This window comes from Pseudomonas sp. F3-2 (assembly GCF_038804275.1).
In the GTDB taxonomy this organism is placed as follows: domain Bacteria; phylum Pseudomonadota; class Gammaproteobacteria; order Pseudomonadales; family Pseudomonadaceae; genus Aquipseudomonas.
In genome coordinates this window covers 2,538,761-2,564,748 of record NZ_CP152388.1, presented here as the reverse complement: position 1 = coordinate 2,564,748, position 25,988 = coordinate 2,538,761, and the positions used below count along the sequence as shown (strand labels likewise).

Annotated in this window: 26 protein-coding genes; 12 read left to right on the top strand and 14 right to left on the bottom strand. The window is 63.3% G+C overall.

Annotated features, from left to right (window positions below; all coding sequences use genetic code 11):
• Nucleotides 1-70: 70 nt before the first annotated feature.
• Nucleotides 71-607, top strand: a complete 537-nt coding sequence (locus tag AAGQ88_RS11845) for a sterol desaturase family protein (RefSeq protein ID WP_342655452.1) — start codon at nt 71-73, stop codon at nt 605-607.
• Here the strand turns inward: AAGQ88_RS11845 and AAGQ88_RS11840 are convergent.
• The 5 genes from AAGQ88_RS11840 to fni are packed head-to-tail and all read right to left on the bottom strand — an operon-like array spanning nt 489 to nt 6,462.
• Nucleotides 489-1,490: a phytoene/squalene synthase family protein gene (locus AAGQ88_RS11840; RefSeq protein ID WP_342655451.1), complete on the bottom strand. Its 1,002-nt coding sequence runs from the start codon at nt 1,488-1,490 to the stop codon at nt 489-491. The two genes, AAGQ88_RS11845 and AAGQ88_RS11840, sit on opposite strands and share 119 nt — an antisense overlap.
• Entirely contained in the window at nt 1,477-2,976 is a 1,500-nt protein-coding gene (locus AAGQ88_RS11835) for a phytoene desaturase (protein ID WP_342655450.1), read from the bottom strand. Before AAGQ88_RS11835 ends, AAGQ88_RS11840 begins: the two co-directional genes overlap by 14 nt.
• On the bottom strand, nt 2,973-4,139 hold the full coding sequence (gene crtY, locus AAGQ88_RS11830) for a lycopene beta-cyclase CrtY (RefSeq protein ID WP_342655449.1): 1,167 nt from the start codon (nt 4,137-4,139) through the stop codon (nt 2,973-2,975). Before crtY ends, AAGQ88_RS11835 begins: the two co-directional genes overlap by 4 nt.
• Complete coding sequence (locus AAGQ88_RS11825) at nt 4,136-5,410, bottom strand: glycosyltransferase (RefSeq protein ID WP_342655448.1); 1,275 nt, start codon at nt 5,408-5,410, stop codon at nt 4,136-4,138. The genes crtY and AAGQ88_RS11825 overlap by 4 nt, the downstream gene beginning before the upstream one ends.
• Nucleotides 5,407-6,462: a type 2 isopentenyl-diphosphate Delta-isomerase gene (gene fni / locus AAGQ88_RS11820; protein ID WP_342655447.1), complete on the bottom strand. Its 1,056-nt coding sequence runs from the start codon at nt 6,460-6,462 to the stop codon at nt 5,407-5,409. The genes AAGQ88_RS11825 and fni overlap by 4 nt, the downstream gene beginning before the upstream one ends.
• A gap of 222 nt (nt 6,463-6,684) precedes the next feature.
• Between fni and AAGQ88_RS11815 the strand changes: the two genes are divergently transcribed.
• Nucleotides 6,685-7,590 (top strand): polyprenyl synthetase family protein, encoded by a 906-nt coding sequence (locus AAGQ88_RS11815; protein WP_285424056.1) that lies wholly within the window; start codon nt 6,685-6,687, stop codon nt 7,588-7,590.
• Here AAGQ88_RS11815 and AAGQ88_RS11810 read toward each other — a convergent pair whose 3' ends face one another.
• On the bottom strand, nt 7,591-8,058 hold the full coding sequence (locus AAGQ88_RS11810) for a hypothetical protein (RefSeq protein WP_285424057.1): 468 nt from the start codon (nt 8,056-8,058) through the stop codon (nt 7,591-7,593).
• A gap of 320 nt (nt 8,059-8,378) precedes the next feature.
• On the bottom strand, nt 8,379-9,287 hold the full coding sequence (locus AAGQ88_RS11805; RefSeq protein WP_285424058.1) for a LysR family transcriptional regulator: 909 nt from the start codon (nt 9,285-9,287) through the stop codon (nt 8,379-8,381).
• 226 nt (nt 9,288-9,513) lie between these two features.
• Here AAGQ88_RS11805 and AAGQ88_RS11800 point away from each other — a divergent pair, with 226 nt between their 5' ends.
• Complete coding sequence (locus tag AAGQ88_RS11800) at nt 9,514-10,155, top strand: hydrolase (RefSeq protein WP_285424059.1); 642 nt, start codon at nt 9,514-9,516, stop codon at nt 10,153-10,155.
• A gap of 138 nt (nt 10,156-10,293) precedes the next feature.
• On the opposite strand, the gene AAGQ88_RS11795 is transcribed toward AAGQ88_RS11800, so the two are convergent.
• On the bottom strand, nt 10,294-11,583 hold the full coding sequence (locus AAGQ88_RS11795) for a diguanylate cyclase (RefSeq protein WP_342655786.1): 1,290 nt from the start codon (nt 11,581-11,583) through the stop codon (nt 10,294-10,296).
• 265 nt (nt 11,584-11,848) lie between these two features.
• Between AAGQ88_RS11795 and AAGQ88_RS11790 the strand changes: the two genes are divergently transcribed.
• On the top strand, nt 11,849-12,418 hold the full coding sequence (locus tag AAGQ88_RS11790; RefSeq protein WP_342655446.1) for an AraC family transcriptional regulator: 570 nt from the start codon (nt 11,849-11,851) through the stop codon (nt 12,416-12,418).
• A 154-nt stretch (nt 12,419-12,572) separates the two neighbouring features.
• Nucleotides 12,573-13,409 (top strand): AraC family transcriptional regulator, encoded by an 837-nt coding sequence (locus AAGQ88_RS11785; RefSeq protein WP_342655445.1) that lies wholly within the window; start codon nt 12,573-12,575, stop codon nt 13,407-13,409.
• 307 nt (nt 13,410-13,716) lie between these two features.
• Here the strand turns inward: AAGQ88_RS11785 and AAGQ88_RS11780 are convergent, their stop codons facing one another.
• The 5 genes from AAGQ88_RS11780 to AAGQ88_RS11760 are packed head-to-tail and all read right to left on the bottom strand — an operon-like array spanning nt 13,717 to nt 18,169.
• Complete coding sequence (locus tag AAGQ88_RS11780) at nt 13,717-14,478, bottom strand: ABC transporter permease (RefSeq protein WP_285426601.1); 762 nt, start codon at nt 14,476-14,478, stop codon at nt 13,717-13,719.
• On the bottom strand, nt 14,478-15,677 hold the full coding sequence (locus tag AAGQ88_RS11775; protein WP_285426602.1) for an ABC transporter substrate-binding protein: 1,200 nt from the start codon (nt 15,675-15,677) through the stop codon (nt 14,478-14,480). Before AAGQ88_RS11775 ends, AAGQ88_RS11780 begins: the two co-directional genes overlap by 1 nt.
• Entirely contained in the window at nt 15,643-16,497 is an 855-nt protein-coding gene (locus AAGQ88_RS11770) for an ABC transporter ATP-binding protein (RefSeq protein WP_285426603.1), read from the bottom strand. The genes AAGQ88_RS11775 and AAGQ88_RS11770 overlap by 35 nt, the downstream gene beginning before the upstream one ends.
• Nucleotides 16,494-17,564: an acyl-CoA dehydrogenase family protein gene (locus AAGQ88_RS11765; protein ID WP_342655444.1), complete on the bottom strand. Its 1,071-nt coding sequence runs from the start codon at nt 17,562-17,564 to the stop codon at nt 16,494-16,496. Before AAGQ88_RS11765 ends, AAGQ88_RS11770 begins: the two co-directional genes overlap by 4 nt.
• A 44-nt stretch (nt 17,565-17,608) precedes the next feature.
• Nucleotides 17,609-18,169, bottom strand: a complete 561-nt coding sequence (locus tag AAGQ88_RS11760) for a carboxymuconolactone decarboxylase family protein (protein ID WP_342655443.1) — start codon at nt 18,167-18,169, stop codon at nt 17,609-17,611.
• A 101-nt stretch (nt 18,170-18,270) separates the two neighbouring features.
• Here AAGQ88_RS11760 and AAGQ88_RS11755 point away from each other — a divergent pair, with 101 nt between their 5' ends.
• The 7 genes from AAGQ88_RS11755 (at nt 18,271) to AAGQ88_RS11725 (ending at nt 24,845) form a co-directional block, all read left to right on the top strand.
• Entirely contained in the window at nt 18,271-19,182 is a 912-nt protein-coding gene (locus AAGQ88_RS11755) for an AraC family transcriptional regulator (protein ID WP_342655442.1), read from the top strand.
• A gap of 206 nt (nt 19,183-19,388) precedes the next feature.
• Nucleotides 19,389-20,375, top strand: a complete 987-nt coding sequence (locus tag AAGQ88_RS11750) for an aliphatic sulfonate ABC transporter substrate-binding protein (protein WP_342655441.1) — start codon at nt 19,389-19,391, stop codon at nt 20,373-20,375.
• A gap of 52 nt (nt 20,376-20,427) precedes the next feature.
• On the top strand, nt 20,428-21,294 hold the full coding sequence (gene ehuB / locus AAGQ88_RS11745) for an ectoine/hydroxyectoine ABC transporter substrate-binding protein EhuB (RefSeq protein ID WP_342655440.1): 867 nt from the start codon (nt 20,428-20,430) through the stop codon (nt 21,292-21,294).
• Between the two features lie 233 nt (nt 21,295-21,527).
• Nucleotides 21,528-22,208, top strand: coding sequence for an ectoine/hydroxyectoine ABC transporter permease subunit EhuC (gene ehuC / locus AAGQ88_RS11740; RefSeq protein ID WP_342655439.1), 681 nt, complete (start codon nt 21,528-21,530; stop codon nt 22,206-22,208).
• Nucleotides 22,205-22,855 carry an ectoine/hydroxyectoine ABC transporter permease subunit EhuD gene (gene ehuD, locus AAGQ88_RS11735; RefSeq protein WP_342655438.1) on the top strand — a complete coding sequence of 217 codons (651 nt, stop codon included), beginning with the start codon at nt 22,205-22,207 and terminating at the stop codon, nt 22,853-22,855. Before ehuC ends, ehuD begins: the two co-directional genes overlap by 4 nt.
• Nucleotides 22,848-23,639 (top strand): amino acid ABC transporter ATP-binding protein, encoded by a 792-nt coding sequence (locus AAGQ88_RS11730; protein WP_342655437.1) that lies wholly within the window; start codon nt 22,848-22,850, stop codon nt 23,637-23,639. The genes ehuD and AAGQ88_RS11730 overlap by 8 nt, the downstream gene beginning before the upstream one ends.
• Before the next feature lie 51 nt (nt 23,640-23,690).
• Nucleotides 23,691-24,845: an epoxide hydrolase family protein gene (locus AAGQ88_RS11725; protein WP_342655436.1), complete on the top strand. Its 1,155-nt coding sequence runs from the start codon at nt 23,691-23,693 to the stop codon at nt 24,843-24,845.
• Nucleotides 24,846-24,878: 33 nt separating this feature from the next.
• Here AAGQ88_RS11725 and AAGQ88_RS11720 read toward each other — a convergent pair whose 3' ends face one another.
• A complete protein-coding gene (locus AAGQ88_RS11720; protein WP_342655435.1) occupies nt 24,879-25,877 on the bottom strand; it encodes an NAD(P)H-quinone oxidoreductase in 999 nt (332 codons plus the stop codon).
• Between the last annotated feature and the right edge of the window lie 111 nt (nt 25,878-25,988).

Genomic DNA, 25,988 nt, shown 5'->3' with positions numbered 1-25,988 from the left:
GGCGCATAAACTCAGAACGTTCCATCGCCCGGGACGGTCTGAATAGTCTGGCTTCCCTCGAGCGATTCGAATGATGTTGAACGCACTGGTTTTTCTGTCCACGGTCATCGGCATGGAAGGCTTCGCGTTCGTCGCGCATAAATACGTGATGCATGGCTGGGGCTGGGGTTGGCATCGGTCCCACCATGAGCCCCGAACCGGCTGGTTCGAAAAAAATGACCTGTACGCGGTGGTCTTCGCAGGCTTCGCCATCGTGCTGATTGCCCTTGGCACACAAGGGATGCACCCACTGGAGTGGATCGGTGCGGGCATGACGGCGTACGGTTTCCTGTATTTTCTGGCGCACGACGGGCTGGTCCACAAGCGCTGGCCGCTCAAGTACGTGCCCAGAAATGGCTACCTCAAGCGGCTCTATCAGGCGCACCTGATGCACCACGCCGTATCGGGAAAGGATCGCTGCGTGTCCTTCGGCTTTCTCTACGCGCCCTCTACGTCGAGCCTTCGCAAGCAGCTGCGCGATCTTCATGGCGGCTCTCTGAAGAAGCATGACGCGGACGCTGCCAAAGCTCAGCCTGGCGCTCAGGCCAGCGACGGCCGCGGGAGCTGATCGCCCGCCCGAGTCCGGCGAGCACCAGACGCAGCTTGTCGACGGTGCTGGTGGACACCCGCGCATCCCAGGCGCCACTGCCCTGCTTGCGGACCTTGACGCCAATCTCGCGGTAGACGCCGCTGGCCGTCGCCACTGCCCACGCCGAGCGCCAGGGCAAGGACGTCAGACCTGCCTCGGCACTGATGTAAAAAGGCTCGGCCATGTCGACCAGTCGTCTGGCCAATACCGCCAGCGCGTCGCGGTATTGCGCCTCGGCCAGCCGCTCGCGAGGGATCGAAAGCTCGTCGAGCCAGTCCTGAGGCAGATAACAACGGCCGACGCCGGCGTCTTCAACGATGTCGCGGGCGATGTTGGTCAGCTGAAACCCCATGCCCAGATCACACGCCCGGTCCAGCGTGGCTTCGTCGCTAACGCCCATGACCTGAGCCATCATCAGCCCGACGACGCCCGCCACGTGGTAGCAATATTCCAGCGTGTCGTCGATGCGGTGGTACTGGCGCTGTTGAACATCCATCGCAAAACCGGCCAAGTGCTCCAGCGCATAGGTTTCCTTGATCCGGTGGCGAATGACCACGTCGCGGAACGCCGCGAAGGCTTCGGTCTCTACCGGCAGCCCGGCGTAAACGCCTTGGGTCTGGGCCACCAGATCGGCCAGTCGGCGCTGTACTTCCTGCTCCCCGACCAGCGTGGCCGAATGCCCCGCTTCTTGCCCGTCGATGACATCGTCGCAATGCCGACACCAAGCGTAGAGCATCACGGCACTGCGCCGCGTGAGCGGGTCGAACAGGCGCGACGCCGCCGCAAAACTCTTCGAGCCTACGGCAATGCTGGTGGTGGCGTGGTCAAGCAAATGCTGATCGTCAGCGTCATGGGCGTTCACGGTGCAGATCCTCCAGCATCACGCCTGCGGTGGCCTTGGCCGAGCCGATTACCCCGGGCACTCCCGCGCCGGGATGAGTGCCGGCGCCGACCAGATAGACATTGTGCAGGCTGGCGTCGCGGTTGTGCGGTCGAAACCAGGCGCTCTGAGTCAGGATCGGTTCCAGGGAAAATGCCGAGCCGAGATGAGCGTTCAGTTCGCTCTGGAAATCGTCGGGCGTGAAGATCCGCGACGTCACCAGATCGTCGCGCAGGCCAGGCATGTAGTGCTTTTCAAGGTAGTCGAAGATCCGGTCCCGGTAACGCGGCCCCTCGGTCGTCCAGTCGATGGGCGCATTGCCCAGATGGGGCACCGGCGACAGGACGTAATGGCTGGAGCATCCAGCGGGCGCCAGGCTTGGATCGGTCACGCAGGGCGCGTGCAGGTACAGGGAAAAGTCTTCGGCCAGCGCATCGCCTTTGAAGATCTCTTGTATCAGCGCGCGATAACGAGGCCCGAAACACACCGTGTGGTGCTGCAACTGCGGCTGCGGCCGCTTCAGGCCGAAGTGAATGACGAACAGCGAATTGCTGTAGCGCTTGCCCTTGAGCCGCGCGCTCTCCTGAACGCCGCGCGGGTGGTCACCGAGCAATCGGGCGTAGGTGTGCACGACGTCGGCATTCGAGGCGACACTGTCGGCCGCGATCCGGCGGCCATCTTCAAGGTGCACGCCGGTGGCGCGATTAACCTCGATGTCGATGCCCGCGACGTTGGCATTGAGTTCGATGCGCCCGCCGATGTCCTCGAACAGCTTCACCAGTGCATTGACCAGCGCGCCGGTGCCGCCCTTGGGAAACCACACGCCCCACTCCCGTTCAAGGGCGTGGATCAGCGTGTAGATCGACGAGGTGGCGAACGGATTGCCGCCCACCAGCAGCGAATGAAACGAGAACGCCTGCCGCAGTTTGTCGTCCTGAATGAATCTGGAGACCATCGAATAGACGCTGCGCCAGGCCTGCAATCGGGCGAGTTGCGGACCGGCCTGGATCATGTCGCGGAACGACAGGAACGGCACCGTGCCCAGCTTCAGGTAGCCCTCGCGAAAGACCGCTTTGGAATACGCCAGAAAATCCCGATAGCCGGCGACGTCCTGCGGGTTGAACGCGGCGATCTGACGGTCCAGTGAGGCCTGGTCGTTGGCGTAATCGAATCGCGATCCGTCCTCCCAGCACAGCTGATAAAACGGCGCTACCGGGAGCAGCTCGACATAGTCCGCGATCGACTTGCCCGCCAGGGTGAACAATTCTTCGATGGCGGTAGGGTCGGTGATCACCGTGGGGCCTGCGTCGAAGGTGAACCCCTCGTCGTGGTACACGTAGGCGCGTCCGCCGGGCTTGTCGCGCTTTTCCAGCAACGTGGTCTGCACGCCAGCGGCCTGAAGACGGATGGCCAATGCCAGACCGCCAAATCCTGCGCCAATCACGATGGCTTTCTTCGCTTCGGTCATTCTCGGTTCTCGTAGTGGCTGGGCAGGAAACGGAGCATCGCGCGTATTGCCGCGCCCACAGGAACGGGCGGTTTGCCGGAGACGATACGAACCTTGTCCGCCAGGCGGCTGTGGCCGGCGTAAAACCGGCTGATCAATCCTTCCGGCAAGCGGTAAAAACGCTGCATGACCTGCCAGCGGTCCTGAGGTCGTCCCGCCAGAAACAACATGCGGTTGAGCAGGCGATAAAAGCGCTGACGGCGCCAGGCCTGCCGAGCGAATGTCTGGATACCGTCGGCGAGCGCATCCGCTTGCAGATTGCGCTGCGACGCGAACCAGTCGGCCAGCCTGACGGCGTCGGGCAAGGAATAACCGGTGGTGCAGTGGAACAGCCCGGCGCGCAGGCCGGATCGCGGCTGCCCTTGCCCCTGCGCCCAGAAGCGATCGAAGTCGCCGGCCAGCGTAATGGGCAACACGCCCTGCTCCTCACGCAGGCACGCGGCGACGGTCCAGCCCTGCGCCTGGGCGTACTCGTCGATGTGGCGACGCAGTTGCTCGATGGACAGCACGTGCTGATCCACATAATGGGTGTCTTCAACCAGCACGGTATCGGCTGAAAACGGCAGCACGTAGACGAACCGGTAACCGTCGCCCTGCGCCACCCGCGCATCCATGATGATTGGTGCCTCGAGCCCGTGAGGCGCCTGCAATTGCAGCAACTGGCCGAGAAACGCCTGCTGGCCCAGCACCAGGTGCGGGCTGTCTTTGACCCCTCGCCCGTCGACGACGGCGCTGGCATGAAGCGTCTCGCCGCTGGCCAGCCGCAATGAACGGGGACCGACCTCGGCGATCGTTTGTCCGGTGCGCACATCATCGCCAAGCGCGGTTTCGATGACCTGCACGAAACGCTCGGACGTGACGCTGGCGTACCCCGAAGACAGCCGCCGCGCGCCGCCGGGAAAATGCACGTCGTAGCAAGGCCATCGCTGCACCACCAAGGGAGCGATCCACTGCTGCTGAGCGGCACTGAGGTCTTGCGCGTGGAACGACCAGGTGTGATTGCCGCCCATGTTCGGCTGCTCTTCGATGCACAGAATATTCAGCTCGGGACGCAACTGTTTGAGCCGCCAGGCAATGAGACCGTTGGCCAGGCCGCCTCCGGCGAAAATCAGGTCGTAAGTCATGGGGTCTCCCGCGCCGCTGTCAGCGCGCCGCTGCGGATCACCGACTCGACGATGTCAGCGGCGCGCGGGGTGCCGCCGGCCCGATCCAGTTCTGCCGCCAGACGCTCCAGTGGCTCGGGAGGATGATCCAGCAGACGCCTCAGCGCCTCGTGGATCGTGCCCGCGCGCGCGCGACGGCTCAACTGCAGCCCGGCGCCCGCGTAAGCCACCCGCGAGGCAACGCCCGGCTGATCGAAGCCGATGGGCATGACCAGCATGGGCGTGCGTGCCTTGATCGCATCCATCACCGTGTTCAGGCCTCCGTGGGTCACGGCCACGCTGGCTTTCTCCAGCGCCCATTGCTGTGCCGCGAAATCGGTGACCCATGTCGCCCCGATCCGTTTGAGCTGCTGTTCCTGCGCCGGGACGAGGCCACCGCAGTGGGCGATCAATAGCTGCGCGTCGAGGCGCGCACAGGCCTTGGCCACCTGGGTGAACATGCCCATGCGCCCGCCTTGAAGCGTGCCCAGGCTGGCGAACACGAATGGCCGGTCAGGATCGATGTGCCACTCGCCTGCCGCCTGCTGCCCCGGCGTGCGCAACGGCCCGACGGCATGGAAGGTGGCGGGCAATCGGGCTCGCGGGAAATCGAAGCCGTCGAAGGTCTGGCTGATCTGCGCGTACGGGGACAGGCACTCATGAAGCCCGCCGCGCGGCTCGATGGACAGCTGTCGGCAGGCGTCGCCGATGACCCGGCTCAGAGGTCGCATCAGCCAGTCATAGACCCGCTCGCTGCCTTCGTACATGCGCCTGCTACGCTCGTCCTCGGCGTAAGCGAACGGCATGACCGCCAACGGAATCCGTGGCTCGCGATTGACCGGCAGCGCTGAGGCCACCGAGATGAACGGCAACCCGAGCGCCTCGGCAACCAGGCCGCCGGCCGCTTCCATCTGGTCGCACAGCAACGCATCGACGCCCCGTTCGCGCAGGGCGTCGGGCAGCTCGGCGCACAGCATGCGGGTGCTGTTGCACAGGTCGCGGATCACACCGCGCAGCCGCAACGGGTGATTGGACGCCGCGGCGCGTTGCAATACCGGCCCAAGGCTTGCGGGCGGATGGCTGGTCGCGCCCAGCGCATGAAACGCGATGCGCGGATCCGCCAGCCAGCGGCGGGCATCGGCCTGCTGAAAGAACGTGACGCGATGGCCACGATCGATGAGGGCTGACGCCAACGCCTGAAAGGTCTGGAAATGACTGTAGAACGCGGGAGCCACCACGCCGAAGTGGCTCATGGAGGCGTCATGCGCCATGGCTCGCGTGGCAACAGGCGTGCGTTACGAAGCGCCGCCAGATCCGCCGACCCGGTACAGAAGCAGGCAATCCGCAGCTGGCGGATCATGATTTCAAAATGCTCGATCACCGCCGCGGTCGACAGCGTCGCATCGCGCAGCACGCCCGCCGCCTGGCCCACCAGGTCGGCGCCCAGACAGATCGCCTTGGCCGCGTCGACGCCGTCGCGGATGCCGCCGGAGGCGATCAGCGTCATCTGGGGCAGCGCCTCGCGCACGCTGCGCAGGCTGGTAGCCGTGGGAATGCCCCAGTGGGTGAAGGCCGCCGCCACCGCGCGGTCGGCGGGCAACACCGCCCGTTCGGCCTCGACCGCCGCCCAACTGGTGCCGCCCATGCCGGCGACATCGATGACCTGCACGCCGACACTGGCCAGGGATTGGGCCACGGCGGCGGAGATCCCCGCGCCGACTTCCTTGACGATCACTGGCACGCCGACGGTTTCAACGGTGCGGCGAATCGCCTCCAGCGCGCCGCGCCAGTCCCGGTCACCTTCGGTCTGCACCGCTTCCTGCAACGGATTGAGATGAATGATCAGGGCGTCTGCCTGCAGCGTGTCGACCGAGCGGCGTGCGAGATCGAGCCCGTCGCGCTCCAGCAACTGCGCAGCGCCGATATTGCCCAGCAGCGGAACGTCTGGTGCCAGGCGCCGCAGCTCGCGGGTCAGCCCCTGATCGTTGCCGCTTCTGAGGCCGACGCGCTGCGAGCCGACGCCCATGGCAATGCCCAGCGCCTGAGCCGCTTCGGCCAAATGACGGTTGATGGCGGTCGACCGCTGCGCCCCGCCGGTCATCGAACTGATCAGCAGCGGCGCCTTGAGCGGCTTGCCCGCCAGCGCACTGCGCAGATCGATCGCAGCCAGATCCAGTTCAGGCAGCGCACAGTGTTCGAATTGCCAGGCGTCAAAGCCGGTACCTGCGCCGTGACCGCTTGCGCGCCGGTCCAGCACGATGTTCAGATGATCGTCTTTGCGTCGACTCAGATCGCTGTCACTCATCACAAGCCCCACATTCTTGAATCATTTCGCACCCGGCGTGGTCATCTAGCTGACGGAACTTGTACAAGAATGCCAATCGACGCATATTTTGTACAAGTTTTACCCAGACTCAGGCAGCTGGAACGTTGAGTCGTTCCGCGTTTTTCAGGCTGCAGGTCAAAGGATCCGGTAGCAGCGTTCAATCGCTACGTTCATTCGCAACAGGCTGAGGTGCACCTCCCGATGACCATCGACACAGACGCTTCCCTCGATCACGGCTTCACTGAGCGTCTCTCTCACGTACGTGCATCCATCGAGAAGCGACTCGATGAGTTGCTGCCGGAGAGTGGCAACGAACGCGATCTGGTCGCCCTGGCCATGCGTGAGTGTACGTTGGCGCCGGGCAAACGCATGCGCCCCATTCTGCTGATGCTCGCGGCCGAGGGCCTGGGGCATGACGGCACGTGCGGGCTGGACCTGGGCTGCGCGGTGGAGATGATCCACGCCGCTTCACTGGTGCTCGACGACATGCCGTGCATGGACAACGCTGCCCTCAGGCGCGGCCGGCCCACGGTGCATCTGAAGTTCGGCGAAGACGTTGCCATCCTCACCGCCGTGGCACTGTTGAGCCGCGCGTTCGGGGTCATCGCCTCGATCAGCGACCTGGCGCCGGCGACCCGGACCCAGCTGGTCGAACTGGCCGCCAATGCCGTCGGCATGCAAGGGCTGGTGCGCGGACAGTTCCAGGACCTGCGCGACGGTCAGCACCCGCGCAGCCCTGAAGAAATTGCCGTGACCAACAACCTCAAGACTGGCGTTCTGTTCGGCGCCATCGTCGACATGGCCTGGCTGATCAGCGACGCAGGCGAAAGTGTCAGGCCGCAGTTGCAGGTGTTTGCCGTGGAACTGGGGCAGGCCTTTCAGATGTATGACGATCTGCGAGACAGCTGCCCCGACAGCGACAAGGATCAGGGTAAGGACGCGGGCAAAAGCACGTTCGTTTCCCTGTACGGCGAAGCCCGAGTCAAGGAGCAACTGCACCTGCACCTGGCCAACGCCGAGCTCAGCCTGCGGGAGATCTTTGGCGACTCAACGATGATCTCCGGCTACATGAAGACGATCTTCGAGCGCGCGGCGGTCTGTGCCTGATCAGGGCTGCGCCTGCTGCGCGACCGCCTGTTTGAGCGCTGCGCCGTCGGTGAAACGCTTTTCCTGCACAACGGCGCCGTCTTGCAAGGTCAGCCACTGAACCGAGTCTCTGTCGCCGTTGTACTGCCGGGCGACCCTGCCGTCGCGGTCCAGCAGAATCCGGTATTTGGCCGAGCGCATCGCCGGCACCGCGACCATCTTGACCAGCGAAGGCATCATCTCGATATCCGCCACGTAAACCACACCCCGCTCTTCGAGGTATCCCTGAGGGGCGTCGCCGACGGCGGCATTGACGAGCTTGGCCGCCGACATGCTCCGCGCCACGAGCAGCACGTGCGCCTGGCTGTCCAGCGTATAGGCCTTGTCGTTCTGATCGAGAAGGGTCCACTTCACCACCGGTTCAACGGCGCCATTGGCCATCGCTTGCGTGCCTAACAACATCCCTGCCAGAAAAATCAGTCGCTGCATGGTTTACGCCTTGATCAAGAGATTGAAGCCCGACGCGATGTGGCACTCAGGACGGGCATGGAGAACGAAAAAAACCGAACCAAGCGGCGGCCCGGACGGTCAAGCATTATGAATCCATTTGTCGTGAGTAAGTTTTATGCTGAAGTTTCTGGGCGGTACCGTTGGCATCATTTTTCTGATCGGCCTGATCGTCGTCATCGCAGTGTTCAAGCTGCTGTTCTGATATCGGGGATCAAACAATCCCGTGTGACTTGAACGGTCTGTCGCTCACCGACAGGCCGTTCGTTGCTTGTGCCCTCTACCCTTCGTCGACAGCCCCGTTACACCTCGGGCCCGGCGGCCAGATCCGCGGCAAAGTGCGGCGACTCCCCGAAGTATTCGATCAACAGTTCAGTCAGGACGCGAATCTTCTGTGCCGGATGCTGGCCCGGTGGGCGCACGACGTACGCACCCGCAGGCGGCGGCGGATAGTCCGGCATGATCGGCACCAGGGCGCCTGATGCGATACCGTCGTATGTCAGGCAATCGGGCAGGTAGGCAACGCCCAGCCCCGCCACGGCCGCGGCGACCAGAGCCACGCCACTGTCGGCCTTGAACCGCCCTTGCGGACGAACCGAAATCACCTTGTTGCCGTCCATGAATTGCCAGGCTTCGGTGCCCTTCATCAACGCTTCATGGGCGATGAGTTCGTCCGGCGACTGCGGCGCACCGTGAGTCTGGACGTAGCGCGGACTGGCGACCAGCCGGGTGTTGATCGGCCCGATGCAGCGCGCCATCAGGTTGGAATCCTGCAAGTAGCCCACCCGGATCGCGCAGTCGTAGCCCTCGGCGATGAGGTCGACGAAGCGGTCGCTGTAGCAGGTCTGGACATGCAACTCGGGATGACGCCGGGCCATTTCCGCCAGCAATGGCGCGAAATGGGTGGGTCCGAAAGAAAGCGGCGCGGCAACACGCAGGCGGCCACGCAAGGCACCGGCCGGCAGGATCGCTTCTCTGGCGACGTCCATTTCGGCGCAGACCCGCGCCGCGTAATCACGAAACGTCGCGCCGGCTTCCGTCAGGGCGGTCTTGCGGGTAGAGCGGGCAAGCAGCTGCACGCCCAGCTCGGTTTCCAGCCTGGCCAGCCTGCGACTGACGATCGACTTGGCGACACCCAGCCGAAGCGCGGCAGGCGAAACGCCCCCCGCATCGGCCACCTCTACAAACGTGCGGAGCTCTTCGATATCCAAATCACTGTTCCCCTTTTGGCAACACAGCTTGCCTCGGAATGCTACTACCGGAGCATGTGGAGCAACAGCACAATGTCGTTCCTCAAGCGAGGTCGCCCGGTAACGCCAGACCCGCAAGGTCCGGGTCGCCATTGGCCGCAGCGCTGACGAGCGACCTTCGCCCAGGGAAGAGCCCCATCCAATTGCCGCGCAAGCGCGCATCGCAACCACAAAAAAGGACCTCGTAATGGCGAGCGAAACTCTCCGCAATCCCCTCACCGATCAGCTGTTGTCGCCCGACAATTCGGCGTTGATCATCATCGATTACCAGCCGATCCAGGTCTCATCGATCCGCTCGATGCCGCGTCAGGAGCTGGTCTTCAATATCACCAGCGTCGCCAAGGCCGCGCTGAACTACAACCTCCCCATCATCCACTCCACGGTCAACGTCCAGACCGGCCGCAACAAGCCGCCGATCCAGGAGCTGCAAGACGTGCTGGGGCATTTGCCGACGTACGATCGCACCTCGATCAACAGCTGGGAAGACACCGAATTCAAGCAGGCGGTCAAGGCGCTCGGTCGGCGCAAGCTGATCATCACCGCGCTGTGGACCGAAGCGTGCCTGACCTTCCCTGCCCTGGATGCGATTCAGGAAGGCTACGAAGTCTATGTGCCTGTGGACGCGGTGGGCGGCACGTCGGTCGCCGCGCACGAGGCGGCGCTGCGGCGCATGGAGCAAGCGGGTGTGAAGCTCATCAGCCGCGTGCAGATGTATTGCGAGCTGCAGCGCGACTGGGCGCGTGAAGCCACTGTTCCGGGCTTCATGGGCGTGTTCGACAGTTTCGACGGCTTCAATCCTGAAAAGGCCAACAAGACCGCCGAAGGGTAAGCGCACTGCCCGGGCGCAAGAATGGGGAGCACGCACGACGTGATCGTCCAGGGGGACGGCTTGCCCGTCCCCCTGTCTGGCGCTGGATGCGCCGTCCAACTCCCTCGCGCCGGTAGAGCGCCGTTCAGATGAAGCCGGTCAAGGGTCCGGGGCAAAGCGATACTGACCTTTGCCGCCGCGCTTGGCCTGGTACATCGCCGCATCCGCTGCGCGCATCAGGTCTTCGACGGTTCCGCCGTTGGCAGGCAGACAGGCGATCCCGATGCTCGCGCCCAGCCGAAACCGCTCCTGATCGGCCGAAACCTGCGCGATCAGTTTCTCCGCCACCGCAGCCGCATCGTCCGGGCAGTTGACGCCTTCGATGATGACCGTGAATTCGTCGCCGCCGATCCGCGCCAGCCGGTCATAAGGCCGCAGGCACATCTGCAACTGGCTGCTGACCCAGCGCAATGCCTCGTCGCCGCGGTCATGGCCGAACTGATCGTTGATCTGTTTGAAACCGTCCAGGTCCAGATACAGCAGCGCGCTCAGACGGCCAGAGCGCTGATTGCGCGAAATGGCGCCCTGCAGCGCCTGAACGAAGCCCCGGCGATTGAGCAGGCCGGTCAGCGCATCGGTGATGGTCATGACTTCAAGCTTGTGGTGCAGTTCGCGCACGGAGGTCATGTCCAGCGCCAGAATCGTCATCGCGGCCTGCCCCTCAGGCAGAGGCGACGCCGACAGGGCCACCGGAATGCTCTGCCCGTCGCGGTTGCGCAAGTTGGCGTCATGCAGGCGCAGGCCTTCGCCGCGCTTGAAATGGTCCAGCCAGACCGAGCTCTGCCAGTCGTCGTCGTGAGGGGTTTCGATCCAGTCGAGCAACGCGCGTCCCTTCAGCTCATCATCCGAACACCCGAGCAGGCGCGTGATGGCCGGATTGGCAAAGCGGATCACACCTGCGTCGTCGACCACCAGAATGCCTTCGGCGGTGTTGTTCAGAATCGACGCGTTGAACGCCCGTTCGCGCTCCAGTTGCTGGCTGGTCTGGAAAAGGTCCCGCCGATAGTGATCGTGTTCGAGCAGCACACGCGCCTTGTGCAGCAGCAGATTGGGGTGCACCGGCTTGGTCATGAAGTCGACGGCGCCTGCCGCGTAACCCTGGTTGAGCACTTCCTCGGTCTGGCGCATCCCCGAGATGAAAATGATGGGTGTGAAGCGCGTGGCGGGATCGGCACGCATTCTGCGCGCGACTTCGAAGCCATCCATGCCGGGCATCTGCACGTCCATCAGCACCAGCCCGATATTGCCCGCCGTCAGGCAGGCCAGCGCCTCGGCGCCTGAGTCGGCACAACGGACCGTGCGGCCCAACTCTTCGAGTAATTCCTGCATTTCTGCGAGGTTTTCCTCCTGGTCGTCGACCACCAGGATTTCCAGCGCCTGGGCTTGCATCTGCACACTCACCTCCCTGTTGGTAAAACCGTCGCCCTCACGCCTGACGCGATACGTCGCGCGAGCAGACACGCGGAGCATAGCCGCGGCCGAGGATCCACGGCTGCCTTTTCCGTCACCGACCCTGCTGCCTGTGACCGTTGCGGCACCGCGATGCTCAATCGAACGCTACAGACGGCCGCCCGCCTCGTCCAGATTTATTGCGGGTGCGTTGGGCAGTCGCGCGCCCACGGCAACTATTTTTCACATCCGCAGGACGAAATCCGTGCTTCATGGCCCGATCGGACGCCTGAGCGGCCCGATCGTGCGACCTGCCTGTACAGGATCTGGCCAGAATGACCTCAGCTCCCGTATTCAGAGGTCAACCATGAACCAAGCGCATCGTGCAGACATCGTCACGGCTGTTTTCGGACGAGACGCCGCCGGGCTGAGCACAGATCAGCTCACCACCGTCGCCCGCGCCTGCCTGCGGCTGTTCGAGCTGAAGCGCGAGCCGGCAACACTCAGTTCGTGGCAGGAACGAACGGCCAAAAAGCTGATGCTGGACAACCTCGACCGAAGCATCCAGATCGCGACCATCGCCAGGGAATGTGCGCTGTCGCGCAGCCATTTTTCCCGCGCCTTCAAGAATACGACCGGACAGGCACCTCGCGACTGGCTGAAACGGGCCAGACTGTCCCGCGCTCGAGACCTGCTGGAACAGACCGATGTCGCGATCTCTCAGGTGGGCTTTGAGTGCGGGTTTTCCGATCAGCCGCACTTCACCCGGATGTTCTCGCAGCAGTTCGGGATGACGCCGGGTAAAGCGCGCGCGTTGAGTAAGCAGCCGGCCTGAGGGAGCTGAATGCAGACTGGCAAATCTTCGCCGATGCGCGGTCAGCGGCATTGACCGTTGGATGGAGCATTCTCGGTACTCGCGCAACGCAGGTATGATAATGAGGTACGTTATCACTACCATGCTGCGGCGCTGATACTCAGGGAATTGCTCGATGGCCTATATGTCGCCCAAGTTCAACGGTCCTTCGGCGGACGTCTTCCTCCTAGAAACCAGCGACACCACCGGCTACGCCGTCGACTGGCATGCCCATGACTGCCACATGTTGCTGTTGCCGCGTCAGGGCGGGCTGTTGCTGTCAACGGAAAGCAGCCGGACCACCCATGTGGCGCGACAGTCGATCTCCTTCGTTCCCGCTGATTTCGCGCACGCGACCCAGGCCGCGCCCGGCCGCGAGCAGCATATGACGCTGTATGTCGACCCGGATTACGTCAAGCACCAGGGTCATGCTTTGGGTTTTCAGAACTTCGCCAATCAGGTCGACCGGACGGGCATCTGGCAGACGAGCGAAACCCTCGACAGCATCCTGCGTCTGCACGATCAGCTGCAACAGCAGGCCGCACCGGAAGCCTTCCAGCGTCAGTTGCCTCATCTCAATGCGCTGCTCTTCGAGGAGTGCGCACGGGTCATTGCCTGCCAGCCAGCCCGGCAACCGGTCGGTGAATCCCGCCAGCAGGCGCTGCTGGTCCGCGATATCCAGCGTTATGTACGGGAGAATCTGGACGCGGATCTGAACATCGAATCGATCGGTCATCAGTTTCACTTGTCGCGACGGCACCTGACCCGGATCTTCAAGGCGGAAACCAACGAAACGCTGCTGGATTTCACCAACCGTACCCGCGTCGACACCGCCGCCGCGCTGCTTTGCGGCACGTCATTGACGGCCCTGGAAGTCAGCCTCGCCGTCGGTTTGGACTCCCCTTCCTACCTCGCCCGTCTGTTCAAACGCCACATGGGCTTAACCCCAAGCGAACTGCGAAAACCCCGCTGAGCGATATCCGGAAATTCCTGTAGGAGTGAGCTTGCTCACGATACGCCGGTGCATGCGGCCCTCTTTGGCGTAACACCGACCTCTTCCCGGCTGAAGCCGGTCCTACGAAAAACTTGCGGCGTCCGTAGGACCGGCTTCAGCCGGGAAGAGGCCGGTGCATGCTGTGGAGGGCAGTGGTTGGAAATCAGTCTTCCTCCGATGGCGGCCCCGAGCAAACTCGTCATACAGGATTTGTGGCATACCAGATATTCAAGAACGCCCGGAAATCCCTGTGGGAGTGTGCTCACGAAAAAAACGACACCTCGGTTCAATGCGCCCAGCGGCGGTGAAGTCCGCGTGCCAACGCGTCGAGGAGGAAGCCGAGTACGCCGATGAGCAGGACCATGGCCATGAGTTCCGAATAGGCCAAACGGTCGCGGGTGTCGAGGATGAAGTAGCCAAGCCCTGCGCTGACGCCGAGCATTTCGCACGGGACGAGCACGATCCAGAGGATACCGATCGACAGGCGCACACCGGTCAGCACATGGCCGAGTACGCCCGGCACGATGACTTTGCTCAGGGTTTCCCAGCGACTGGCGCTTAGGCTGCGGCTCAGTTGCAGCCAACGCGGATCGAGCTGTTTGACCCCGGCCACGGTGTTCAACAGGATCGGCCAGACCGCCGCGAAGGTCAGCAGGAAATAGATCGGCTGATCGCCCACGCCCATGAGCATCACCACCACCGGCATCCAGGACAACGGCGAGATCATGCGCAGAAACTGAAACGCAGGCGTGGTCGCGGCTTCCAGGTTACGCGAGCTGCCAATCAGCAGACCCAACGGAACGCCAATCAGCAACGCCAGCAACAGCCCCACCAGAATGCGCTTGAGGCTGACCAGCACGTGGCCGTACAACTCCGGGCTGCCGAGCAGGCTCCACAGACTGACAAACGTCGCCTGAGGCGAAAACCGCGCCGATAAACCGTTGGCATCCCCCAGCAGTCGAATCCCCAGCCACCAGAGGACCAGCAGGCACAACAGACCTGCCAGCCCCAGCGGCCAATGCGGCAACGAGGCCCGTTTGCGCGGCATCAAGCGCTGTACTCCTCGCTGCGCTGGAAGCTCTCGGCAAGGCCGAAAGTCTTCAGGCCGCCCACTGCCGCGATGCTGTTGCGCACGAACCGGTCGTCCACCAGATCGCTGGCCACCTGCTGCGGGTCGAGTCCGGCTAAAAAGCCCTTGTCACCCTCGATCAGGGTGGATTTCAGGCGGCGTACCAGTTCTTCGGTGTAGCTGGGAAACGGATAAGGCTGAAAATCGATGCGATGCTCGTCCCATTGCGCATGCTGGATGGCGCCGCTGGCCAGATACCCCTGACGCTCGCTCGCCGCAGGCGACAGCACGCGATCGAGCACACTCTGCGCGTGAGGCGTGTAGCGGTTGTTGCCCTCTTTGGAAAGCAGTCGGGCGGCTTCGGCCCTGTTGTCACGGGTCCAGACCTGCGCCTTGACGATGGCGTTGACCACCTTCTGCGACCACTCGGGACGGTTGTTCAGGTCATGTTCATGCATGAACACCACGCAGCAGGCGTGGTTGCGCCAGATGTCGCCGGTGAAACGCTGAACCCGACCGACCTTGAGGTCTTCGGCCAAGGCGTTGAAAGGCTCGGCAACGATGTACCCGGCTATGCGCTTGCTGGCCAGCGCTGGCGGCATGTCCGATGGCGGCAGCACCACCAGATTGACTTCGCTGGACGCCAGCTGCGCGCTTGCCGGCTTGCTGACCGGGGTCAGACCGTTGTCGCGCAACAGCTGCTGCACCACCACGTTGTGAATCGAATACCAGAACGGGATGGCAATCGACTGCCCGCCCAGCTGTTTGACGTCACTGATCTCGGGGCCCACCGTCAGACCCGAACCGCCGACGTGGTTCCAGGCCACGACCTTGGCCGGGACCTTGCTGCCATAACGCGCCCAGACGGTCATTGGCGACAGCAGATGGATGACGTTGACCTGCCCGGAAATGAACGCCTCGATCACCTGCGCCCAACTGCGCAACAGCACCGGGCGTTCGGCCTGGATGCCCTCGGCTTCGAACAGACCGTTGTTGTGCGCCACCAGCAGCGGCGTGGCGTCGGTGATCGGCAGGTAACCGATGCGCACGGGCGCATCGGGTTCGGCGGCCGCGCGGGCCTGAAGGCTGTTGAGCAGCGGCAAGGCGCCCGCAGCAGTGAGCATGGCGCTCAGTTTGAGAAAATCACGACGGGTGTGATTGAAGTCGTCCAGGCACATGGCCATTCTCCGGCGATTCCAGCGATTCAGTTCGAGGGTGTGGGTTGCGGCTCGCCCGCCGAAGGGTTTTCAGAATGTCGACACGCAACGCGCCCATTTCCTCGACCAGTTCGGCCCGGGGCCGCGGCAGATCGATGTGCCACTCGCCCACCGTCCGCGCCGGGGAATCGCCCAGTAGCAGAATACGATTGGAGAGCAGCAAGGCTTCGTCGATGTCGTGGGTGATCAGCACCGCGGCGGTGTCATGCCTGGTCGTCACCTCAAGCAGCAGGTCTTGCATGTCGGCACGGGTGACTTCATCCAGCGCGCCGAAGGGTTCGTCCAGCAACAGCACCGATGGCTGACGCGCCAGGCAGCGAGCCAGCGCGGTGCGTTGCGCCATGCCGCCGGACAGCTGCGCCGGGTGATAGGTCCGCGCGTGGGTCAGGCCCACTTCGGCGATGGCCTGATCGACCCGGGACTGACGCTCGGCCGCGCTCAACGATGGCTGGCTGGCGAAGTCCAGACCGAACGCGACGTTCTTTTCCAGGGTCAGCCACGGCAACAGGCTGGGGTCCTGGAACGCCACCGCCACCCGAGGGTGCGGCCCGGTGAGCGGCTCGCCGGCCACTTTCACCTGGCCCGCATGCGCGCCCTGCAGACCGGCGAGCACGCGCAGCAGGCTCGACTTGCCGACGCCGCTGGGGCCCAGAATCGACACCACCTCGCCTGCCCGCACGTGCAGGTCGAAGCCCTCCAGCACGCTCTGCCAGCCGTGTTCGCGCACGTATCCCAGGCTGATGCCGGTGGCACTCAATGCCACATTCGCCGGTGCACTCATGCGGCGGACTCGCGGGCCTGACGCTGCAACTCGGCCTGCAACTGCACCAGGCTCGGCGTGACGATCGGAATGAACGCCGACTCACGCCAGCGTCGGGCAAAGCCACTGCCGTGCTCGCTGAGAAATGCCTTGCCGCCGCTGGCCTGCAATTCCAGCTGAACGGCGCTGCTGACCGACTGCGCCAGGGCGATGCGCAGTCGGAACAAGCTGGCGGCCTGGGTCAGAAACCGGCCATCGAGCAGACCGGCCTCGAGATCGCCGACCACCGACTCCAGACGCTGTCGCTGCTCGTGGTATTCATCGTTCAAGACCGAGCGGGTACCTTCTAGATGACGCTGCACCTCTTCCAGCGAACGGCGTGCCAGGCCGATCGACAGCCCGCACTGCAAGCCCAGAAAACCCGGGCGAACCGATGGCAGAAACTGCCGTGCGTCGTGGTGCAGGAGCCAGTCGCGGGACAGCTCGACACGATCGAAATCCAGTGCCGCCGTGTTGCTCGACTGCAGGCCCATCAGCTGCAGATCGTCCGAGCGCCGCAGGCCATCGGCCGTCGACGGGATCGCCATGATGAAGGGCTTGCCGCCCGCTTCGGACTCGATGGCGGCGGCGACCACGAAACGCTGCTTGCGCAGGTTGGTCACCCAATGCAGGCGCCCCTCCAGCGACCAGCCCTCCGCTCCCTCGGCGCCCCGTACTTGCAGCGACTCGATGCCGGACAGAAACTTCATCGCGTTGGACAGTCCCGTGGCGCCGGCGAGCGTGCCATCGAGCAATTCCGGCAGCAGACGCTCGCGCAGGCGCACGTTGGGACTGTGCAGCAGGTACTCGATGAACGCGCGCTGGCCCCAGAAGACGAACGCAGCCGTTACCGAATGGCGGGCGATGGCGGCCACCGTTTCCACCGCGTCGGCCAGCGTGCCCCCCGAGCCTCCGTCTTCCCTGCCGATGCCTGTGCGCAAGGCACCTGAGCGTGCCAGTTGCGGCAGCACCGATTCGGGGTCGTCGCTGCCCAGGTCCAGCCCGTGTGCATGTGCGTCCAGCCAGTTGCCGAGTACCGGGTCAACCATGAGCCTTCTCCTTGTCTGTCAATCCAGTGCCGGGTCTGCGTCGTTCACTGCGCCGGGCGTTGCCATTGGTATTTCTGAAGCTCGGGGTTGAGGGTGGTCTGAGCAAAGACATTAGCGAAATTGCACAGCGTTGCCAGGCTCACGCCCAGAATCACTTCCAGTGCGTTGCCTTCGCTGTAACCCGCCGCCTGGAACGCCTGATACGTGGGTTCAGAAACATTGCCGCGGGTGGCGATCACTTCGCGGGCGAATTCAGCCAGTGCTTCGAGCCGCGCCTCGGGCAGTTCGGTCCCGGCACGCAGTGCGTCGACCACTTCGACCGGCAGGCGTGCCTTGTTCAGGCCGACGGCGGTATGACCGGCGACACAAAACGAGCAGCCATGCCGAGTGGCGGCGATCAGTTGCACCACTTCCCTTTCCGGGAGACTTAGCTCAGCCTTGCCGTTGATGGCCGACACCGTCAGGTAGGTTTCCAGCGCCGCCGGCGCATTGGCGAGCACGCCGAGCAGATTGGGCAGGTAACCGTTAGCCTTGAGGGCGTTTTCCAGAAACGGCCGGGCGGCTTGCGGGGCGCTTTCCAGGGTTTGAACAGTGACGCGCGACATGGTGGACTCCTGTTGATGGGCGTCCGGCAAGTGTGTTGGTTATAAAAATTCCGAACCATATTCTAAAGTAGCGATTACTTGCTCCAGAGTGTTTCCCTTAGATGAATTCAGCCAGCCCGCTTATTGATTGGTTATTAGAAAGCCTTGAACTCGACGCCAGTGTTTTCCACGTGGGCCGCTATTGCGGCGGCTGGCATGCCAGCACGCACGGGCTGGCACGCTCGAGTTTTCATGTGCTGGTGCAAGGGCGGTGCTGGTTGCACGTCGATGGCCACGACGATGCCGAACGGCTGGACACCGGTGACGCGGTGTTCCTGCTGCGCGACCTGCCGTATCGTCTTTCCAGTGAAGCCGGTGCGGACGCCGCCCAACGTCAGCCACGCATGGAAATGCTCGCACTGGACAATGGCGCGAGCGACGGCGTGGGTCTGGTCTGCGGTTTTTTTCATTTTCACTCGGGGCTGTCCTCGCTGATCGTCGACGCCCTGCCCGACTTCATCATCCTGCGCGCCGATGAGCCTTCATCCAGCGCGGCCCGCAGCGTGTTCGAACTGATCCTGCAGGAATGCCAGCGAGTGCCCGGCCCGTCCTCTGCTCTGCTCGAACGCCTGAGCCATCTTCTGTTTCTGTACGTGCTGCGCCAGCACGTGGGCGACAACCCCACGCTCGGCGGGCTGGTGGCACTGGCCCGCCAGCCCGGCTTCGCGGCACTGTTGCAACAGATGATCGAGCGGCCTGAGCAGCCGTGGACACTGGAAAGCATGGCGGCGTGTACCGGTCTGTCGCGTTCGGCGTTCTTCAAACGCTTCAACGAAATCGCCGGGCAGTCACCGGGCAACGTCTTGCTCGCCCTGCGCATGCGCCACGCCGCGCAACTGCTCAAGTCTAACCAGACCGTGGAGCATGTCGCCGGCGCAGTCGGTTACCAATCGGTGTCGGCATTTACACGCGCCTTCACCAAGGCCGAGGGCGTGCAGCCGGGCGCTTATCGCAAGCAGCACGAGAAGCGCTAGCGTCTCGTCGCCGATCTGAGAGAGGCCGGTCGACGCTTTACAGCCACCGACGGCTCAAGGACGTGGCTGACCGTGACCCCCAAAAATGGCGAACCTGTACAAGCCTGCATAAGCTAATAGCCATAAGGTATTTAAAGAATATTTTTTAGAACTCTATGATCGATGGCTTACCGCCAGCCAGCCATCAACCGATCGTGAGTTCAACCATGCACTTCGCACCTGACCGCTCCTCATCGATGCTTCGTCGTCCGTTGTTCGCAGGCCTGGCGATTGCCCTGGTCTTTACACTGGCCTCTGCACTGCCCCTCCTGGCGCAGGCGCAGGAAACCGTGCGCATCGGCTACCAGAAATCGTCGACCCTGATCACTCTGCTCAAAGCTCAGGGGACGCTGGAAAAGGCCCTCGCCAAGGACAACATCGACATCAGCTGGCACGAGTTCCCCAGCGGTCTGCCGCTGCTGGAAGCGCTGAACATCGGCAATGTCGACATCAGCGCCGATGTCGCCGACACCGTGCCGATCTTCGCCCAGGCCGCGCAGGCCAAACTGACCTATTTCGCAGAAGAATCACCGTCGCCCAGTGCGCAAGCGATCGTGGTGTCCAAGGATTCGCCCATTCAGCAACTGTCGGACCTGAAGGGCAAGAAGGTCGCGGTGACCAAGGCCGCCGGCACGCACTACCTGCTGATCGCCGCGCTGAACAAGGCCGGACTGACCTTCGCCGACATTCAGCCGGCGTACCTCACGCCTGCCGATGGCCGCGCTGCCTTCGAGAACGGCAAGGTCGACGCGTGGGTGACGTGGGAACCCTTCCTCACCAGCGTTCAGCGCCAGTTGCCGACCCGAACCCTCGCCGATGGCGCCGGCCTTGCCAGTTACAAACGCTATTACCTGACCAGCACCGCCTACGCGACTGCGCATCCTGAGGTGCTCAAGCTTGTGTATCAGCAGCTTCAGGAAGCGGGCAACTGGATCAAGAAAAACCCGCGCGACGCCGCTCAGGTGCTTGGCCCGCTGTGGGGCAACCTTGATGTGCAAACCGTGGAAGCCGCCAACGCCCACCGCAGTTATCAGGTGGAGCCTGTGAAAGCGGACCAGTTGGGCGAACAGCAGAAGATCGCCGACGCGTTCTTCGCCGCAGGCCTGCTGCCCAAGGCAGTGGACGCCAAGGACGTCGGCATCTGGAAACCCTGAACCTGGCATCGACCCCTTACCCTCACCTCAGCCTCTGACTTCGAGCATTCCCATGAAAGGCCTTAAATCGCTGTCTGCTTTAATCGGCTCCGCCGTGCTGTTGAACGCCCTCCTTGCCTCCTCCGCCAGCGCCGGTCTGCTGGAAAAAGGTCGCACTCAGGGCCTGACCGCCGGGATTGCCAACGAGCAGCCCTACGCGTACATCGACACCAATGGCAAGACCGTGGGCGCCAACGTCGAGATTCTCCAGGCGATCCTCTCGCAATTGGGGATCACCAAGGTGGAAACGCCCATCACCGAATTCGGCTCGCTGGTGCCGGGGCTGGCCGCAGGCCGCTTCGATCTGATTGGCGCCGGACTGTTCATCAACCCGGCGCGCTGCAAGGTGATCGGCTATTCCAACCCGGTGACCCGCTCCGGCGGCGCCTTCATCGTCAAGGCCGGCAACCCGCTCAAGCTGCACAGCCTCAAAGACGTCGCTGCCAACGGCAAGGCGCGCCTGGCCACCCAGCCCGGCAGCAATCAGGTTCAGGAAGCCAAGGACAGCGGCATTGCCACCGGCAACGTCGTGCTGTTCGACAAGGACACCGAAGCCCTCGCGGCGCTGCAGGCCGATCGCGTCGACGTGGTGTATTTCCCGGATGCGGAAATCATCAGCCTGGTCAAGAAAGCCAACAGCCCGGCCATTGAGCGTGCGCTGCCGTTCGACCAGATTCCCGATGCTGAAGGCAAGCCGACCTGGAATTACCACGCCTACGGCCTGCCCAAGAACGATCCGGAATTCACCCAGGCGTTCAACGAGCAACTGGCCAAACTGCGCGCCTCCGGCGAGCTGCTGAAGATTCTGCAGAAATACGGCTACACCGAAAACGAGCTGCCACCGGCTGACGTCACCGCCGAGCAACGCTGCAACCGTTAAGGCCCATCAGCAAAATGACAGTGGCTGGATTGACGAACCCTCCACTGTAGGAGTGAGCTTGCTCACGAAGGGGCCGGGACATGCACTGCAAATGCAAAGCCTGGCAGCCCGTCTTCGTCCGATGGCGGCCCCGAGCAAGCTCACTCCCACAGAACGCCTGTGTCCGCTCTACCTCAGTGGCAAGTTCAACCATCCGCACGCCTGATCCGGCCCCGACCCACACGAGTACGGCCATGTTCATCGATCCTTCTGCCGTGGAAACGGCACGCTTCATTGCTCGTCAGCTTGCCAACGGCGCACTGGTGACGCTGCAGATCACGTTTTTCGCGCAACTGATCGTGGTGGTGATGTCCTTCGTCATCGCCCTGATGCGCCTGTCGCCCTGGCGGGCACTGCGCTGGATAGCCACGGCGTACGTGGAAATCCTGCGGGGTATCTCTGCCCTGGTCCTGCTGTTCTACCTGTTTTTCATCCTGCCGCTGTTCGGCATCAGCCTGTCGCCGATGGTCACCGGCATTCTCGGGCTTGGCCTGACGTTCTCTGCCTACGGCTCGGAAATCGTGCGTTCGGCGCTGAGCAACGTCAGTCGCGGTCAGCGCGATGCGATTCGCGCGCTGGACTTCGACGCGCTGACTGCGTTGCGCCGCATCGTGTTGCCGCAAGCGCTGCCCTTCATGCTGCCGCCCATGGGCAACCAACTGGTAGAACTGCTCAAGACCACGTCGCTGGTGTCGCTGATCACCCTGAGCGACCTGACCTTCTCCGGCGGTCAACTGATCACCACGCTGGGCCAGCAGACACTGATCTGGAGCATCGTGCTGGTGTGTTATTTCGCCATGGCCTGGCCGCTGAGCTGGCTGGTCAGACGCTACGAACAACGCGTTACCTCTTGGCGTCGCGGGGTGGCTGCATGAACTTCGATTACGCATTCGCCTGGTCGATCGTTCCGGACCTGCTCGCCGGCCTGGTGGTCACCGTGCAGGTGGTCGTGCTGGGATTCCTGCTCGCCGTGCTGGTCGGCCTGCTGCTGGCGTTGGCCCAACGCACGCGCTTTGCCGCGGTCCGTCGCCTGAGCGCCGCGTACCTGAGCTTTTTTCGCAACACGCCGCTGATGGTGCAGTTGTACGTGCTGTTCTTCGCCTTTCCGTCGGCCGGCATCACGTTGCCGGCAATCACCACAGGGGTAATCGGTCTGGGGTTGTATTACGGCGCTTACATCGCTGAAGCGTTCCGCGGCGCCATCGACGGCGTGCCGGCGGGACAATGGGAAGCGGCGTGTGCGCTGGATTTCGACGCCGCCACCACGTGGCAGCGCATCATCCTGCCGCAGGCGCTCAAGCCGATGCTGCCGGTGCTTGGCAATTACTTGATCGGCATGTTCAAAGAAACCCCGCTGCTGGCCGTGATCACCATTCCCGAACTGTTCCAGGCGGCCAAACAGATCGCCGGCATGACCTATCGCTACAACGAACCGTACACGGTCATGGCGCTGATGTTTCTGGCGATCAGCATCCCCACTTCTCTCTTGTTCAAATACTTCGAAAGGCGCAGTCATGTCTGATCTCGCACACGGCTCACCTCTGAGTGCGCCGCAGATTGTCCTCAAACAGGTGGTCAAGCAATTCGGCGCCAACCGGGTGATCGACCATCTGGACCTGAGCATTCCACAAGGCCAGAAAGTCGCGCTGATCGGCCCCAGCGGCTCGGGCAAATCCACGGTCCTGCGACTGATCAAAGGGCTTGAGACTTACCAGCAAGGCAGCATCGAAGTGGCGGGCGCATCGGTGCCGGCGCGTTCATCGGGCTGGCGCTGGCCTGGCACGAAGAAGGCGCCGGTGGAGCACCGGATCGGCATGGTGTTCCAGCAATTCAACCTGTTTCCGCACCTCACGGTGCTGGAAAACGTCACCGAGGCGCCGTTTCGGGTGCTGAAGCTCAGCCGCGAGGAGGCGCACGAGCGCGCCCACCAGTACCTCGCACGGGTGGGCCTCGGTCACAAAGCCAACGCCTGGCCAGCGCAGCTGTCCGGAGGCCAGCAGCAGCGGGTGGCGATTGCCCGGGCGCTGGCGATGCGTCCGCAGGTGATGCTGTTCGATGAAGTTACCTCAGCGCTGGACCCCGAACTGGTCGGCGAAGTGCTGGCGGTGATTCGTGCCATTGCCCACGAGCAGCAGATGACCATGCTGCTGGTGACTCACGAAATGAAGTTCGCTCAGGATATCGCCGACCGCGTGCTGTTCATGGAAGCGGGCAAGATCGTGGCCGACGGTTCGCCCGAGCAGATCCTCGTCAACCCCGACAACGAGCGCACGCGGCGCTTTCTCAACCTTGTGGAGCAACGTTGATTCAGCCAACCTGAACATCCACCGCATCCGGTCACTGCACAGGACATCGTCATGCCTATCCGCCCGTTCACCCTGGCCGTCCCCAGCGAACAGCTGGAAGATTTGCAACGGCGCCTGCGCAGCGTGCGTCTGCCGGAAGGCCTGGACCCGCACAGCTGGGACGACGGCACCGCGACGGCGTTCGTTCAACGGCTGTTGAATCACTGGCGCGAGCGCTTCGACTGGCGCAGTGTCGAGCGGCGCATCAACCAGTTGCCGCAATTCATTGCCGACATCGACGGCCAGCCGATCCACTTCGTGCACCAGCGCGGCAACGGCCCCAAGCCCATGCCGCTGATCATCACCCATGGCTGGCCGGGCTCTTTTCTGGAGTTGGAGCGGCTGTTGCCGCTGCTCACCGATCCGGCCAGCCATGGCGGCGATGCAGCAGACGCTTTTGATGTGGTGGTGCCGTCGCTGCCGGGCTACGGCTGCTCGCCTGCGCCTGCCAGGCCGGGCGTCAGTTCCCGGCAGATTGCAGGGCTCTGGGCGTCGCTGATGAGGACGTTGGGCTACACGCGTTTTGGCGCGCAGGGCGGCGACATCGGGGCGGGCGTGTCGATGTGGCTGGCCCGCGACAACCACGCGATGCTTTCGGGCGTGCACGTCAATTACATTCCCGGCAGCTTCAGGCCGCACACCGACGATGGCCCACACGCAGTGACTGAGCAGGAGCAGGACTTCCTCACCCGCAGCAGTCAGTTCGCGGCGTCCGAAGGCGCCTATGCTGCGCTGCACAGCACCAAGCCGCAGACCCTGGCGTTTGCGCTGACCGACTCACCCGCCGGCCTGGCCGCCTGGATCGCCGAAAAATTTCACGCCTGGGTCGATCACCCAGGCGACCTTGAAACCGTGGTGCCATTGGACACGCTGCTCGGCGACATCGCGTTGTACTGGTTCGGCGGCACGCTCGACGCCAGCCTGCGGCTGTACAAGGAAAACCGCCAGAACCCGCTGGTGTTTCAGGCTGACGAGCGGGTTGCGACGCCGCTGGGCGTGGCGGTCTTCCCCAAGGAGCTGCCGATGCCCCCGCGCAGTTGGGTCGAGCGAGTCTTCGATGTCCACCGCTGGGAAAACATGCCCCGTGGAGGCCACTTCGCGGCACTCGAACAGCCTGAGCTGCTGGCTGAGGAAATCAGGGCATTCTTCAGGCCGCTGAGGGGCTGATACGCAGGGTCCCGTCGGCAATGTGCGTCCGGATCAAACGACCTTCAGCACAATCTTGCCGATGTGGTCGCCCTGCTCCATGCGCTGATGGGCACCGGCTGCGTCAGCGAGGGGGAAGACACGGTCGATGATCGGCAGGCACTGACCCGCTTGCAGCAACGGCCAGACATTGTCCCTGACGCCCTGCGCCACGTCGGCCTTTTCCTGCGCGCTGCGTGAACGCATCATCGAGCCGGTGACCGATGCCTGCTTGTCCAGCAGGGTCAGCAGATTGAAGTCTTTCACCGACGCACCGCCCAGGAAGCCAATAATGACCAGCCGGCCGCGGCGTGCGAGGGACGCCACGTTGCCGGCGAAATAGCTGCCACCCATGATGTCGAGGATGACGTCGACGCCGTTGTTGTCAGTGCGCTCGGCGATGACCTTGGCAAAGTCAGCCTCGCGATAATTGATCGCTTCACCGCCCAGGGCGCGGATCTGTGCGCACTTCTCCTCGCTGCCCGCCGTGGCGAATGCGCGAATACCCAGTGCTTTGCAGAGCATCAACGCGGTCGTGCCGATGCCGCTGGTGCCACCGTGGATCAACACCGTCGAGCCCTCCCGCGCCTGTCCCAGTTCGAACAGATTGGCCCAGACTGTGAAAAACGTTTCCGGTATGGCCGCCGCATGAATCATGTCCACGCCGTCAGGGATCGGCAGCGCCTGGGTTTCGATGACGGTGCAGTATTCGGCGTAGCCATCGCCATTGGTCAACGCGCACACCCGGTCGCCAACCTTGAAATCCGTCACTGCGCTGCCCACGCCTACGACCTCACCGGCGACTTCAAGGCCGGGCACTGCGCTCATGCCGGGCTTCATCGGGTACTTGCCGGCGCGCTGCAGCACATCCGGGCGGTTGATGCCAGCGGCGTGGACTTTGATCAGCAGTTCGCGCTCAGCCGGAACAGGCACGTCGGCCTGCGCCAGTTGCAGAACCTCCGGACCGCCGGGTTGAGTGATCTGAATGTAGTTCATGCGTTCAGGCAAATTCATGGAGCACCTCGTAGGAGTGATCGGTACAGGCTGTGACACCGGCCCGTGAAAGGCATTCAGGATAACCACACCGGCGTAGGAAATAATGCAGCGATTCAGCATACTGGCGAT

What these genes read in the sequence shown, in the direction of transcription:
- AAGQ88_RS11845 (WP_342655452.1), top strand. Translation starts at nt 71, where the DNA reads ATGATGTTGAACGCACTGGTTTTTCTGTCCACGGTCATCGGCATGGAA.
- AAGQ88_RS11835 (WP_342655450.1), bottom strand. Translation starts at nt 2,976, where the DNA reads ATGACCGAAGCGAAGAAAGCCATCGTGATTGGCGCAGGATTTGGCGGT.
- crtY (WP_342655449.1), bottom strand. Translation starts at nt 4,139, where the DNA reads ATGACTTACGACCTGATTTTCGCCGGAGGCGGCCTGGCCAACGGTCTC.
- AAGQ88_RS11825 (WP_342655448.1), bottom strand. Translation starts at nt 5,410, where the DNA reads ATGAGCCACTTCGGCGTGGTGGCTCCCGCGTTCTACAGTCATTTCCAG.
- fni (WP_342655447.1), bottom strand. Translation starts at nt 6,462, where the DNA reads ATGAGTGACAGCGATCTGAGTCGACGCAAAGACGATCATCTGAACATC.
- AAGQ88_RS11815 (WP_285424056.1), top strand. Translation starts at nt 6,685, where the DNA reads ATGACCATCGACACAGACGCTTCCCTCGATCACGGCTTCACTGAGCGT.
- AAGQ88_RS11810 (WP_285424057.1), bottom strand. Translation starts at nt 8,058, where the DNA reads ATGCAGCGACTGATTTTTCTGGCAGGGATGTTGTTAGGCACGCAAGCG.
- AAGQ88_RS11800 (WP_285424059.1), top strand. Translation starts at nt 9,514, where the DNA reads ATGGCGAGCGAAACTCTCCGCAATCCCCTCACCGATCAGCTGTTGTCG.
- AAGQ88_RS11795 (WP_342655786.1), bottom strand. Translation starts at nt 11,583, where the DNA reads ATGCAAGCCCAGGCGCTGGAAATCCTGGTGGTCGACGACCAGGAGGAA.
- AAGQ88_RS11785 (WP_342655445.1), top strand. Translation starts at nt 12,573, where the DNA reads ATGGCCTATATGTCGCCCAAGTTCAACGGTCCTTCGGCGGACGTCTTC.
- AAGQ88_RS11780 (WP_285426601.1), bottom strand. Translation starts at nt 14,478, where the DNA reads ATGCCGCGCAAACGGGCCTCGTTGCCGCATTGGCCGCTGGGGCTGGCA.
- AAGQ88_RS11775 (WP_285426602.1), bottom strand. Translation starts at nt 15,677, where the DNA reads ATGTGCCTGGACGACTTCAATCACACCCGTCGTGATTTTCTCAAACTG.
- AAGQ88_RS11770 (WP_285426603.1), bottom strand. Translation starts at nt 16,497, where the DNA reads ATGAGTGCACCGGCGAATGTGGCATTGAGTGCCACCGGCATCAGCCTG.
- AAGQ88_RS11765 (WP_342655444.1), bottom strand. Translation starts at nt 17,564, where the DNA reads ATGGTTGACCCGGTACTCGGCAACTGGCTGGACGCACATGCACACGGG.
- AAGQ88_RS11760 (WP_342655443.1), bottom strand. Translation starts at nt 18,169, where the DNA reads ATGTCGCGCGTCACTGTTCAAACCCTGGAAAGCGCCCCGCAAGCCGCC.
- AAGQ88_RS11755 (WP_342655442.1), top strand. Translation starts at nt 18,271, where the DNA reads ATGAATTCAGCCAGCCCGCTTATTGATTGGTTATTAGAAAGCCTTGAA.
- AAGQ88_RS11750 (WP_342655441.1), top strand. Translation starts at nt 19,389, where the DNA reads ATGCACTTCGCACCTGACCGCTCCTCATCGATGCTTCGTCGTCCGTTG.
- ehuB (WP_342655440.1), top strand. Translation starts at nt 20,428, where the DNA reads ATGAAAGGCCTTAAATCGCTGTCTGCTTTAATCGGCTCCGCCGTGCTG.
- ehuC (WP_342655439.1), top strand. Translation starts at nt 21,528, where the DNA reads ATGTTCATCGATCCTTCTGCCGTGGAAACGGCACGCTTCATTGCTCGT.
- ehuD (WP_342655438.1), top strand. Translation starts at nt 22,205, where the DNA reads ATGAACTTCGATTACGCATTCGCCTGGTCGATCGTTCCGGACCTGCTC.
- AAGQ88_RS11730 (WP_342655437.1), top strand. Translation starts at nt 22,848, where the DNA reads ATGTCTGATCTCGCACACGGCTCACCTCTGAGTGCGCCGCAGATTGTC.
- AAGQ88_RS11725 (WP_342655436.1), top strand. Translation starts at nt 23,691, where the DNA reads ATGCCTATCCGCCCGTTCACCCTGGCCGTCCCCAGCGAACAGCTGGAA.
- AAGQ88_RS11720 (WP_342655435.1), bottom strand. Translation starts at nt 25,877, where the DNA reads ATGAATTTGCCTGAACGCATGAACTACATTCAGATCACTCAACCCGGC.